Below are 12,199 nucleotides of genomic sequence, written 5' to 3' on the forward strand. Positions count from 1 at the left end.
TTTTTTTGATGCACTTGGCCGTCTTCTCCGGCAGCCCTGGGTGCGGGATGCCGTGAGCATGATATTCCTTCCACGCTGCCTGTCGGAGTTGATCAATCGCCGCGCATGCGGCGCCTGTCATGCCTCGGGCAGTGCCACCACTGTTTCGGAGCTTGGTGACTGAGTCAGGACGCCGGTGATCGAACTTAGGACGATGCACAGTATCCCGGCCCATTGCGTGAGGGCCAGATGTTCGCCCAGCAGCAGCATGCCGGTGATGGTGGCGAGTGCCGGGTCCAGGCTGGTCAGGAGACCGAACTGGCGCGGATGGAGCCGCTTCATGGCCAGCATCTCCAGCGTGTAGGGCAGGGCGGAGGACAGGATGGCGACGCCGCACGCCAGAAAGGCGGCGTGGGGATGAACGACGACGACGGGCAGCGTCGCGAACATCAGCGGCGTGACCAGCGCCGCGCCCACTGCCTGCCCCAATGCCGTTGCGCGTGCGGCGTCGATGCGTCGACTGACCCGGCTGCCGGTCGCGATATAGGCGGCCCAGGCCAGGGCAGCCATCAGCCCGTAGGCCACACCCAGCAGGTCCAGCGGATGACCGGCTAGGGCCGCGCCCGGTTGCAGCAGCAGATACAGCCCGCCGGCGATGAGCGGGCAGACCAGCAATTCGCGCGCGCGCCGCGCGCCGGACAGGGAGAGGGCCAGCGGCCCCACAAATTCGATGGCAACCGCCACGCCCAGGGGCATGCGCTCCAGGGAGAGATAGAACCCCATGTTCATGATGCCGATCGAGGCACCATACCAGAAAATCAGTTTCAGGGTCGTCCGGTCGGGTGCTGCGCGCCAGGGGCGCACCAGGATGCCCAGCACAATGGCGGCGATCCATAGCCGCAGGCTGACCGTGCCCAACGGCCCGAAGATGGGAAACAGCAGCTTGGCGAACGATCCGCCCACCTGGAACGAAAACATGCCCGCCACGACCAGCAGCATGCCAACAGGCGGATTATATAGATGTTCGCCGCCCGTCGGCGGCCTGGCTGCGCTCATCGCCGGCTTTGGGGGATGGCAACGGGGCTGGCAGCGCGTAGCGGGACGGGCAAGGGGTCAGACGTCCAGTTCTTCGACCAGGCGAGCATGTTCCTGAATGAACTGGAAGCGCGACTCGGCCTTTCGGCCCATCAGCTGCTCGACCCGGTCGCTGGTCAGCGCGCGGTCTTCGGGCCGGGTGACGACTTGCAGCAGCGTGCGCTTCTTCGGGTCCATCGTCGTCTGCTTCAGGTCGCCCGGCGGCATTTCGCCCAGGCCCTTGAAGCGCGAGATCTCGACCTTGGCGTTAGGCTTGAAATCCGATTTCAGCTTCCGCTCGCGGTCAGCATCGTCCATCGCATAGACCGTCCTGCCGCCCTGGGTCAGGCGGTATAGCGGCGGCTGGGCCAGATAGACATGCCCCCGGCGGATCAGTTCGGGCAGTTCGCGGTAGAAGAATGTCATCAGCAGCGACGCGATGTGCGCACCGTCCACGTCGGCGTCGGTCATGATGATGACGCGCCCGTAGCGCAGGCGCGTGGCGTCGAACCGGTCGCCGATGCCGCAGCCCAGGGCCTCGACCAGGTCGCGGAGTTCCTGGTTGGCGCGCAGTTTTTCGGTCGAGGCGCTGGCGACGTTCAGGATCTTGCCGCGCAGGGGCAGAACCGCCTGGGTTTCGCGGTTGCGGGCCTGCTTGGCCGAACCGCCGGCGGAATCGCCCTCGACCAGGAAGATTTCGGTCTCGGCCGCGTTCTCGCGCGTGCAGTCGGTCAGTTTGCCCGGCAGGCGCAGGCGTCTTGTGGCGCTCTTGCGCGGGGTGTCCTTGAGGTCCTTGCGGCGCAGTCGTTCTTCGGCGCGTTCGATGATGAAGGCCAGCAGGTTGTCCGCCTGTGCGGGGTGCCCGGCCAGCCATTGCTCGAACCGGTCGCGCAGCGCGGTCTCGACCAGGCGGCCGGCCTCGGGCGAGGTCAGTTTTTCCTTGGTCTGGCCCTGGAACTGCGGATCGCGGATGAAGACCGACAGTTTGGCGGCGATGATGCCCATGATGTCGTCGGCCGCGATGGCCGAGGCGCGGCGGTTCGATCGCTGTTCGCCCCACGCGCGGAAGCCCTTGAGCAGCGCGGTGCGGAACCCGGCTTCGTGCGTGCCGCCCTGCGGGGTGGGGATGGTGTTGCAGTAGGACGCGAGCGTGGACGACCCTGATTCCAGGAACGCCACCGCCCATTCCATCCGGCCGGTCTCGGCGCCGTCCGGCCCCACCGGCAGGTCGGCGTCGCCGGACCACATCTCGGCCAGCAGCGCGGCCGAGCCTAGCTCGTCGCGCAGGCTGTCGGCCACGCCGCCGGGGAAATGCAGTACGGCCTCGGCGGGAATGGCGTCGTCACGGATCAGCGCCGGGTCGCAGGCCCAGCGGATGGTCACGCCGCGATACAGGTACGCCTTGGACCGGCACAGCTTGTACAGGCGGGCGGGCGAGAAATGGAGGCGCCCGAAGATCTGTGGGTCGGGGGTGAAGCGGATCTGGGTGCCGCGTCGGTTCTGGGTTGGCCCTACCTTTTCCAGCGTCGTGACCGGATGGCCGCGTTCGTAGGCCTGGCGCCAGAGGGTGCGGTCGCGTGCGACCTCGACCTCCATCCGCGCGGCCAGGGCGTTGACCACCGACGAGCCCACGCCGTGCAGGCCGCCCGAGGTTGCATAGGCCTTGCCGGAGAATTTCCCGCCCGCATGCAGCGTGGTCAGGATGACTTCCAGGGCCGAACGGTCCTTGAATTTGGGGTGGGGATCGACCGGGATGCCGCGCCCGTTGTCGCGGATGGTCAGCCAGTCGCCAGCTTCAAGCGAGACATCGATGGTGGTGGCGTGACCGGCCACCGCCTCGTCCATCGCATTGTCCAGGATCTCGGCGGCGAGATGATGATACGCGCCCTCGTCCGTGCCGCCGATATACATGCCGGGCCGACGCCGGACGGGCTCCAGCCCTTCCAGCACCTCGATGGCGCTGGCATCGTACGCCTCGGCCGCGTTGGCCTGAGCCGGCGCGGCGGCATCGGTCGGGCGGGGGCGAGGCCCCCGCTTCGGGCGCGGCGCGGAAAAGAGATCGTCGTTCATGGACTGTTCTTTGTTCCGCAGCCCTGTTCCCTGTCAAGCAGGCGCGTACCCAAGGTCACGCGCCATGCCCCGAACGTGCCGGGTGTCAGCTCCGGGTGGCGCGGGTGGTGTGGGCGGCGCGGGCGCGCGAGCGGCTGCGGACTTCGGCATGCAGCGCGCGTTCGGGCGCGGCACAGGTCTCGTATGACGCCGGCTGGATGATGTCCTTGGCCTGGGCATAGCGCGAAAGGTCCTGCGCGCTTTCCAGCACCGCGACCTCGTCGAACATCGCCGCGCGCTGGTTGCAGAAGGCGGTGCCGGCCTTCAGCCCGCGCTCGGACTGCACGTTGGCGAGCTGGGTGATGTAGTCGTCATGCTCACGCTGGGCGCCGCGGCCGTAGGTGGTGCGGAAATAGGCGTTCAGCGCCCCTTCCTCGTCCAGCAGTTTGGGGCGGAAGCGTGTGACGAAGGCATTGTAGCGGTCCTGCATGTTGCACGACAGGGCCGTGACCATCAGCTCGCTTTTCAGGCCCTGTACGTCGAAGGCCTCGTGCGCGGGCGAGGATGTGCAGGCGCCGGCGGCGAGCGCGGCCTGGCCGTTCACGAGCCCGGCAAGGGCCAGGCCGGCGATTGCGGCACGCCAAATGGGAAACGTCATGATAGGGTTTCTCCCGACCGACCGGAAAGCTGCGCCGGGTCGTCGTCGATGACATGAACCGGCATGTGAACTGGGCTTGCTAGGCTTCTATAATGGCAGCATAACCCTGACCAGAGCGTTGGCAATCAAATTTTGGGGTCGTGGCCGTTCGCCGTATCATGGCGCGTTCCGTGGCCCCGTGCCATCCGTAGATTGCCGATCCCTGGGGATCGGATAGGGTCTTTGTATGCATCCCGGTATTGCTCTAGAGCGTTGCCGGGACGATTCGCGGCCGCGTCTGGGGCGTGCCGGTTTCTTGAGCGAGCGGAGTTGACGAGTGCGCGTGCGACTGTCTTCTGCAATTCTGGTGGCGGCGACAGCCGTGCTGGCCGGATGTCAAAACAAGCCTGCGCTCCAGGTGGCAGGTCCTCCCGATCCGTTCGGCTACATGAAGCGTTCGGCGGTCTGTCAGGTCAGCCCCGTCAAGGCGTCCGGGCCGGCTAGGAAGGCGACGACGATGTCGGTGCGCAGTGATGACGGCAATTGCGTCGTGCTGCTTCAGGATGGGGAGCACGCATACGCGTCGTTCGGCGTTGCGCCGGCTCCGGAGCACGGCAAGGTCTTCCTGTATAATCACAACGATCATACGGTTGTGATGTACACGCCCAACACAGCCTATGCCGGGCCCGACCATTTCAGCGTGACGCTGATCCGTGGCCCCGGCCAGACACGCGACACGCTGGAAGTGGCGGCGACGGTCGATGCGACAGGTGTGGTGGTGCCGACCCCCATGATCACCGCGCCGACTCCGGCCGCTGCCGCTGCGAAGAGCACGACCAAGAGCACGGGCAGGACGGCGACCAAGCGTCGCGCCAAGACCACGCATTAATGGGGTGGGCGGGGGTCTGCGCCCCCGCCCGTTTCCGCACGTAGCGCGGAAAATCAGATCGAAAAGGTGATCGGCTCGGCCAGCGGGCGGCGCATGCCGCTGGATTCGGCCCTGTGGACCAGATCGTCGAGCGTCAGCTTGCGGCACTGGCCCGACACCGTGTCGTCCAGCTTCTGCCAGCACGGATCGATGACGCGGGTGAAAAGCTGGCCCATCGGCCCGTCATCGGACGACGAATCGTCAGCCGTCGCGACCTCTACGATGTCGGCGACAGTGATGTCGCGGCGCGGGCGGCCAAGCCGGTAGCCGCCACGCGGTCCGCGTACGCTTTCCAGCAGGCTGGAACGCGACAATGTCTGGAGTAGCGGTTCGATCCCCCGTCGGGCCAGGCCGGCGCGCTCGGCGATGTCGGCGGCGCTGACGGTGCCGGTGCGTCCGGCATGGAAGGCGACGTCGAGCATGATGAGCACCGCGATCATGGCCCTGTCACGCCGAAGCAGCATTCCCGATTTCCCCTGCAATTCATGGTGCGTCCGACGGCCGGATGCCCGTTGGATGTGAAGCTAGCAGGATCGGCGCCGATGATCCACGCTTCTGTTTGGTGTGATGATGGATTATGTCAGCTATTACGATTAAATCTGCGTCAATGCGTTGAGGGGAAGGAACGACCCATGGATCATTCAGGAACGGCGGACGGCCATCTGGGCCTGGCCGGGCCGCGGGGCCGCGTGTACGACTCGATCGTGGATACGGTCGGGGGCACCCCGCTGGTCGCTCTGCCGCGCTTGATGCGTGAGGACGAGGTGGCCAGCCGGATCCTGATGAAGCTGGAATTTTTCAACCCGCTGGGGTCGGTCAAGGACCGGATCGGGGCGGCCATGGTGCTGGCCGCCGAGGAGCGGGGCGACATCACGCCGGGCCGCACCGTCCTGGTCGAGCCGACATCGGGCAATACCGGGATCTCACTGGCGTTCGTCGCGGTTGCGCGGGGCTACCGACTGATCGTGACCATGCCCGAGGGGGCCTCGATGGAGCGGCGCAAGATGCTGCGCCTGCTGGACGCAGAATTGCAATTGACCCCTTCGCGGCTGGGGATGGCCGGTGCCATCGCCCGGGCCGAGGACATCGTGAAGAAGACGCCGCATGCCTGGATGCCGCGCCAGTTCGAAAACGCGGACAACCCGACGATCCACGCCCTGACCACCGCCGAGGAAATCTGGACCGATACCGCCGGCGCGGTCGATATCGTGGTGGCCGGCGTGGGGACCGGGGGCACCGCCAGCGGCATCGCCCATGCCCTGAAGCCCCGCAAGCCTGGGCTCGCGGTCTATGGCGTGGAACCGGTGGAAAGCGCGATCCTGAACGGGGACGAGGCAGGGCCGCACGGTATCCAGGGGATCGGCCCGGGCTTCTGTCCCCGCACGCTGGACCTGCCGGCGCTGGACGGTGTGCTGACGGTCTCGGAGCGCGAGGCGATCGCCGCCGCGCGGCGGTGTGCGCGGCTGGATGGCGTGCCGGTCGGGATTTCGTCGGGTGCCGCGCTGCATGCGGCGCTGAAGCTGGCCGAACAACCGGAGCATGCGGGCAAGACGATCGTCGTCATCGCCCCATCCTTCGCCGAACGGTATCTTTCCACGTCCCTCTTCACCGGCCTCACCTGACGTTCAGGCCCGTAAACGCGCGCTGGTGGCGATCCGGCGCGCGTTTCCTGCGCTCCGATGCTCACGGCCATCAAGGCCGCTCCGCTTCGGTGCTCGGAAACACACGACGGCCGCGACCCTGCGGGCCGCTCTCGCTCACCAGCCCACGTTTCCGGGCCTGAACCTCGCGACTCAAAACCGAACAGGGGTCAAGGAGCCGGCTGGCCCCTTGCGGGTTCGGGCGGAGGTGGCAACGGTTCCGTCGGCCGGAACGGCCGAGGGAAAGCCAACGGAGGGGGAGCCCGACCTGGACCTTATTTCAGGATGATCTCGACGCGCCGGTTCTGCGGTTCGCGGGTGTTCGGGCCGGTGGGAACCAGCGGGTGGTCTTCGCCGAAGCCGTGGATGTCGATGGCGGTGCCGGGCACGCCGTCGCGGATCAGCTCGGCCTGCACGGCCTGGGCGCGGCGGAGGGACAGCGCCATGTTGTAGTGCACGCCGCGTGGGCCGGGATGGGCGGCTGAATTGTCCGTGTAGCCGTTGACCTCGATCCGCGTGGTCTGGGTGTGGGTCGAGGCCTGGGCGGCGGTGGACACGATTGCCCGCGCGCGGTCTGAGAGGCCGGCTTTGTCCCAGTCGAAGAACACCAGATAGGTGCGGGTCTGCGCGGGGGCGGGTGCCGCCGGCTCCACGGAGGGGGGAGGCGGGGGCGGAGCCGGATTGAACTCGTAGCGCAGGCCGAGCATCAGCGAATGGTTGAAGTCGGTCATGGTGTCGCGATTGCCCGTCGCGGTGCCGTAGGGGCGGCTGGCGTTGTAGCCGCCGATCGTGCCCACCGATGTCGCGCCGTGGGATTGCGGGCCGAGCATCGTCCAGAACCGGTATTCCGCCGTGGCCGACAGGCCGACGACCCATGGCACGGGGAAGGCGAGGCCGAAGATGCCCTGATAGGCGAAATTGCCGAACGTGCCGCCGATCTGCTGGTTGAAGCTGTTGCCCGGCCCCATGACGGAGGCGTTCATCGACTGCCAGGCGTAGCCGATGCCCGCGCCGAAATAGGGGTAGAGCCAGCTTTTGCCGATATCCATGTCGAACAGCGCGTTGGCCATGACCCCGTAGGTCTGCTGCCGTCCGCCTACATGGCTGGAGGGCAACGCGCCGGAGTTGAAGGCCTTCAACCCGTTATTGCGGTAATTGCCCTCGACCTCCACGCGGAAGCCGTTGCCCAGGCCCCAGCCGATGCTACCGATTCCGACCGCGCCAGTATGGTATTTGTCGCGCCCGTCGGGGAAATTGGGCGACGAGCGCACCCGCTGGTCCTGGTTGAAGGTGGCGCCGCCCTCGCCGGCCACATACAGACCCTGGACGGGTTGGGCGAAGGCCGGGGCAACGGAGAGGGTGGAACCGAGAGCGAACGCCGCCGCCAGAATCGTTCCTCCGAGCAATCCGTGCCGCACTGTCATGGTCTGGTTTCTCCCTTAGCCGGGTATGCTGACTGTGCGGCCCGGTCGAATGAACGCGCGTCGCCCTTTATATTTCTGTCTTCTTTGCCGAAAGATGCGCCGATGGCAATCCATTGGGTGGCATGCACGGCGACCTGACCGGCGCCGGACAGTCGAGAGGGGACGGGTGTGGAGCGCACGACACACCCCCAGGGTTCCGCCAGGGGTGGTCAGAGCAGGGTTGCCTCGAAGGGCGGCGTGAGGTCGGGAGCGTCGAATTCCAGCACCCACAGGTCGGGGTCGCGCCCCACCTGGCGGGCGACGTAGGCATCGGCGGCAGCCTGGTCGACCGGGTCGGGCCCGGTGCCGCGAATCCACGCGGGACTGCCGTCCGGCGCCCTGGTCTGGGCCAGTACCGACAGGCGGCCGTCGCGCCCCAGCAGGACGGCCAGGATGCCGCCGGCGTCGGCGTCGCCACGCCGCAGGACCATCGCCGGATGGCCGCTCTGGTTGGCATGGCGGACCACGGCGGAGGCCCACAGGCCCGCTCGCAGCCGGGCTTCCGTCATGGTCGAAAGGCCCGATTGCCGGAGACCGGGCATTTTTTTTCATTCGGCCTGGGGAGCATAGGCGCTTTCTTCCGGGATGGCGGACAGGGCCGCGCGGTATTCCGCCGGATTGTCGATCAGCGACCGGGCGGCATCGAGGTCGGAATCGGTGCCGATCGCGGCGGGGCAGGCCTTGCGCAGGTCGAGGATGCGCGACACCGCGACAGGGAAGCGGACGGCGCGGGTGGCCTGCACGGTCTCGCGCATGTCCAGTTGGCCGGCTGCCAGGTTCTGCAACTGCCGCTCCAGGTCGGCCTCGCCCCGGCTGGTGCAGACCTGCGGCATCACGCCCAGCCCTTGCAGCGGCCAGCCCAGTGGCGCCAGGACGCGGCTCCAGGTCACGAACAGTTCGCCGCCATCGGGCATCTGGCCGATCGTCTGCACCAGCCCCTTGCCCAGCGTGGCGCTGCCGACCACCACGGCGCGCCGGTGGTCTGCCAAAGCGGCAGCCAGGATCTCGGCCGCGCTGGCGGTGCGGCCGTCAACCAGCACCACGATCGGTACGCCGCCGGTCATGTCGCCGCCCTGCACGGCCCAGACATGGTTGGCCTGGGCGTCGCGCCCGTGCGTGACCGCTGCCACGCCGCGATCCAGCACCAGGGCGCTGGCGGTAACCGCCTGTTGCAGCACGCCGCCCCGGTTGCCGCGCAGGTCCATCACCAGTCCCCTCAGGTGCGGGTCGTCGCTCGCCTGGTCCAGATACTGGCTCATTTCCTGCGCGGTATCGGCGGAAAAGGCAGTGATGCGGATGACCACCACATGCCCGTCGGCATAGGCGAAGACCGTCTCGGGCGGCACCGAGGCCCGGTGCAGCGCGATCGTGCGGCGTGCGCGCTCGTCGCCCACCAGCAATGTCACCTTGCTGCCGGGGGCGCCCAGCAGCCATTGCGTGACGGTCTGGGGCGTCTGGTCGCGGGTGGAGCGGCCATTGACCGCATAGAGGCGCTGCCCGACGGCGAGGCCCGCCGGCCATGCCGGCCCGTTGGCATTGACCGCGGTGATCAGGATCGAGCGCGCGTCATGGCCCAGCGTCAGGCCCGTGCCGGCTTCGCCGCCGGTGCGGCTGTCGCGGTCGGTCGTCGCCGGTGCGGGCGCGACGTAGCGCGAATACGGGTCCATATGGTTGAACAGTTCGTCGAAGAACCCTTGCAGCAACCCGCCGCCGCCGGCGTCGCGCACGGCGGAGGACCGGCCCCAGGCCGCCTGCATCAGCCGTATCGTCACGTCGGTCCAGCCGGCCTGGTCGGTTGCGGCGGGGTCGGGCACGCGCAGCAGGATGTCCTGGCCGAAGGCGAGCTGCACGGTGCCGTCGCGGTCGGTCACGGTCAGGGAGGGGTCGATCGCGCTCAGCCCGTTCAGCCCCCACAGGCAGAAATCGCGCGAGGTATGGCTCTCCAGCGTGCGGGGCAGCAGGAAGGTCAGCGCCGCATTGAGCACGGCCTGCGTCATGCTGGTGTCCAGCGCCGGACTGGCCGGATCGGCGGCCGCGAGCCTCGGCGTCATCAGATAGATGACGACCAGCATGATCGCGGCCGAGCGGGTCGGCAACCGCAGGCGGCGGCGGCCGATCCATCGCGACGGGGCGGCGCGGAGGCGCATCAGCGCGGGCGCTGGCTGCGGGCACGGCGCGCGGGCACCGGCGGTAGGTCCGTCAGGGTAAAGAGCAGGCCGCCCGTCACCGGTGTGGCCTCGGCCAGCCGTACCGTGACCGGCTGGCCCAGCCGCAGGACCAGTCCGCTGTCGCGGCCGCGCAGGGTGTGGGTCTTGTCGTCATGGGTCCAGACATCGTCGGGCAGGGTCGATACCGGCACCAGACCGCTCGCCCCCGTCTGCGTCAATGTCACGAACACGCCGAACCGGGTTACGCCGGACACATGGCCGGTAAATTCCGTACCAACCTGGTCGGCCAGCCATGCGGCGACGTACCGTTCGGTGGTCTCGCGTTCGGCCAGGATCGCGCGGCGTTCGGCGGTGCTGACCTGCGTGCCGATGTCCTCCAGCTTCGCCGCGTCGGCGGCGGGCATCGCATCGGGCGGGTGGGTGCCCATACCGATCAGGGCCCGATGCACCATCAGGTCGGCATAGCGGCGGATCGGGCTGGTAAAATGGGCGTAGGAGGACAGCGCCAGCCCGAAATGGCCGATATTCTCCGGGCTGTATTCGGCCTGGCTCTGTGCCCGCAGGATGGTCTCGCTGACCAGCGTGGGGGCGTCGCCCTCGGCGGCGCGGGCCAGCACCCCGGCTAGGTCGCGTGCGTGCAGCGTGCCGACCGGCGGCACGGCGAAGCCCATGGCCGAGAGGTTGTCGCGCATCGACTCGGCCCGCTCCGGCGAGGGCGGGGCGTGAATGCGGTACAGGCACGGCCGGCGGCGGCGTTCCAGTTCCTCGGCGGCGGCGACGTTGGCCAGCACCATGAAATCCTCGATCAGGCGATGGCTGTCGTGGCGGATGCGGGGCTCGATGGCGGTGATCCGCCCTGTCGCGTCGAGTCGCACCACCCGTTCCGGCACGTCGAGTTCCAGCGTGCCACGTTGCGCCCGCGCCGTCGACAGGGCACGCCACGCCGCGAACAGCGTTTCCATCATGCCCTCGGGCAGGAGGCTGTCCTGCGCGCCGTCCGCCATTGCCTGCACGTCGTCATAGGTCAGGCGGGCGGCGCTGCGCATGAGGCCCCGGCCGAAGCGGTGGCGCAGTTTCCGGCCTATTGCGTCGATATGGATTTCGACGAACAGGCAGCCGCGATCCTCGCCGGGGCGGAGCGAGCACCAGCCGTTCGACAGTGCCTCGGGCAGCATCGGTACCACGCGGTCGGGGAAATAGACCGAGTTGCCGCGCCGCCTTGCCTCGCTGTCCAGTGCCGAGCCGGGGCGCACGTAATGCGCCACGTCGGCGATAGCCACGATCAGGCGGAAGCCGGGGCCTTCCGGCCCGGACCAGGGCTCGGCATACACGGCATCGTCGAAATCGCGGGCGTCGGCGCCGTCGATCGTGATCAGCGGCACCTCGCGCAGGTCCTCGCGGCCTTCCGCCGGGACGCCGCGCGCGCGCGGTCGGCCTCGGCCAGGGCGTCGGCGGAGAACTGGTTGGGGATGCCGTGGGTATGGATCGCCAGCAGGCTGACCGAGCGGGCGTCGCCGATCGGCCCCAGCCGTTCGACGATGCGTGCCGGCTTCAGCCCATGCCCCGCCATCGGTAGCGGTTCGGCCACCACGATTTCGTCAGTCCCGGCGCCCATCGTCTCGCCCGCCGGGACGATCCATTCCGCCTTGGACCGCCGGTCGGCGGGTACGATGCGTCCGGCCTCCTGCACCCGGCGCGGCGGGGCGGCCGGGTCGGCCGGTGTGGCGCGGAACAGGCCGACGATCCGGCCCGGTGCGTCGGTCAGCCGGCGCAGGGTGCGGCCCTCGTAGCGGCCGGGGCCGACGCGCTTGAGGCGCGCCACCACGCGCTCGCCCGGTGCGAGTGCCGGGCGGCCCTTCTGCTCGGGGTGCATGAAGATGACGGGTGCCGGTCCGTCGCCCTCCCACATCACGGGGCGCGCGATCGGGTCGCCGTCCGGGTCGGTGCCGGTGACCTGCACGACCGTGGCTTCGGGCATGGCGGCGGACGCGCGAAAGCGGCGTGCGCCGGCCGGGACCAGCGCGCCGTCCAGCGCCAGTTCGCGCAGCATGTCGCGCAGGGCCGCCTTGTGTTCCGGGCCAAGACCGAAGGCACGGGCGATCTCGCGCTTGCCGACGCGGCCGGTGGCCTCGGTCACGAACCGGCGCAGGGTTTCGCGATCCGGAAGCCCCCCGTCCCGCGAGGGGGCGGAGGGATCGGGTAGCGTATCGGGCGGCGTGTCGGACGACGGCTGGGGGTCGGAAGGCTTCCTCCCCGCCATC

At 68.6% G+C, this 12,199-nt stretch carries 9 protein-coding genes and 1 pseudogene; 2 read left to right on the top strand and 8 right to left on the bottom strand.

All coding sequences use genetic code 11. The features are described 5' to 3' along the window. Positions 1–117: 117 nt before the first annotated feature. The 3 genes from C7453_RS16265 to C7453_RS16275 form a co-directional block, all read right to left on the bottom strand. Positions 118–1,035, bottom strand: a complete 918-nt coding sequence (locus C7453_RS16265) for an EamA family transporter (protein WP_114728925.1) — start codon at positions 1,033–1,035, stop codon at positions 118–120. 57 nt (positions 1,036–1,092) lie between these two features. After that, complete coding sequence (gene parE / locus C7453_RS16270; protein ID WP_114728927.1) at positions 1,093–3,123, bottom strand: DNA topoisomerase IV subunit B; 2,031 nt, start codon at positions 3,121–3,123, stop codon at positions 1,093–1,095. Positions 3,124–3,208: 85 nt separating this feature from the next. Further along, positions 3,209–3,760 (bottom strand): hypothetical protein, encoded by a 552-nt coding sequence (locus C7453_RS16275; protein ID WP_114728929.1) that lies wholly within the window; start codon positions 3,758–3,760, stop codon positions 3,209–3,211. A 322-nt stretch (positions 3,761–4,082) separates the two neighbouring features. Here C7453_RS16275 and C7453_RS16280 point away from each other — a divergent pair, with 322 nt between their 5' ends. Continuing rightward, positions 4,083–4,628: a hypothetical protein gene (locus C7453_RS16280; RefSeq protein ID WP_245949107.1), complete on the top strand. Its 546-nt coding sequence runs from the start codon at positions 4,083–4,085 to the stop codon at positions 4,626–4,628. A gap of 53 nt (positions 4,629–4,681) precedes the next feature. On the opposite strand, the gene C7453_RS16285 is transcribed toward C7453_RS16280, so the two are convergent. Then, positions 4,682–5,131, bottom strand: coding sequence for an RrF2 family transcriptional regulator (locus C7453_RS16285; protein WP_114728933.1), 450 nt, complete (start codon positions 5,129–5,131; stop codon positions 4,682–4,684). A 168-nt stretch (positions 5,132–5,299) separates the two neighbouring features. Here C7453_RS16285 and cysK point away from each other — a divergent pair, with 168 nt between their 5' ends. After that, entirely contained in the window at positions 5,300–6,289 is a 990-nt protein-coding gene (gene cysK, locus C7453_RS16290; RefSeq protein ID WP_114728935.1) for a cysteine synthase A, read from the top strand. 293 nt (positions 6,290–6,582) lie between these two features. On the opposite strand, the gene C7453_RS16295 is transcribed toward cysK, so the two are convergent. The 4 genes and pseudogenes from C7453_RS16295 to rnr all read right to left on the bottom strand — a co-directional run bounded on the left by C7453_RS16295 (position 6,583) and on the right by rnr (position 12,198). After that, positions 6,583–7,731 (bottom strand): OmpA family protein, encoded by a 1,149-nt coding sequence (locus C7453_RS16295; RefSeq protein WP_114728937.1) that lies wholly within the window; start codon positions 7,729–7,731, stop codon positions 6,583–6,585. 209 nt (positions 7,732–7,940) lie between these two features. Further along, positions 7,941–8,279: a DUF1491 family protein gene (locus tag C7453_RS16300; RefSeq protein ID WP_114728989.1), complete on the bottom strand. Its 339-nt coding sequence runs from the start codon at positions 8,277–8,279 to the stop codon at positions 7,941–7,943. A gap of 39 nt (positions 8,280–8,318) precedes the next feature. Then, a complete protein-coding gene (locus tag C7453_RS16305; protein ID WP_114728939.1) occupies positions 8,319–9,917 on the bottom strand; it encodes a S41 family peptidase in 1,599 nt (532 codons plus the stop codon). Further along, positions 9,917–12,198 (bottom strand): annotated as a pseudogene (gene rnr / locus C7453_RS19835) (ribonuclease R). The gene C7453_RS16305 and the pseudogene rnr overlap by 1 nt, the downstream one beginning before the upstream one ends. Position 12,199: the final 1 nt, after the last annotated feature.

The organism is Gluconacetobacter liquefaciens, assembly GCF_003350405.1.
Classification (GTDB): domain Bacteria; phylum Pseudomonadota; class Alphaproteobacteria; order Acetobacterales; family Acetobacteraceae; genus Gluconacetobacter; species Gluconacetobacter liquefaciens.

Coding starts and splice junctions, on each gene's coding strand:
- C7453_RS16265 (WP_114728925.1), bottom strand. CDS start 1,035: ATGAGCGCAGCCAGGCCGCCGACGGGCGGCGAACATCTATATAATCCG.
- parE (WP_114728927.1), bottom strand. CDS start 3,123: ATGAACGACGATCTCTTTTCCGCGCCGCGCCCGAAGCGGGGGCCTCGC.
- C7453_RS16275 (WP_114728929.1), bottom strand. CDS start 3,760: ATGACGTTTCCCATTTGGCGTGCCGCAATCGCCGGCCTGGCCCTTGCC.
- C7453_RS16285 (WP_114728933.1), bottom strand. CDS start 5,131: ATGCTGCTTCGGCGTGACAGGGCCATGATCGCGGTGCTCATCATGCTC.
- cysK (WP_114728935.1), top strand. CDS start 5,300: ATGGATCATTCAGGAACGGCGGACGGCCATCTGGGCCTGGCCGGGCCG.
- C7453_RS16295 (WP_114728937.1), bottom strand. CDS start 7,731: ATGACAGTGCGGCACGGATTGCTCGGAGGAACGATTCTGGCGGCGGCG.
- C7453_RS16300 (WP_114728989.1), bottom strand. CDS start 8,279: ATGACGGAAGCCCGGCTGCGAGCGGGCCTGTGGGCCTCCGCCGTGGTC.
- C7453_RS16305 (WP_114728939.1), bottom strand. CDS start 9,917: ATGCGCCTCCGCGCCGCCCCGTCGCGATGGATCGGCCGCCGCCGCCTG.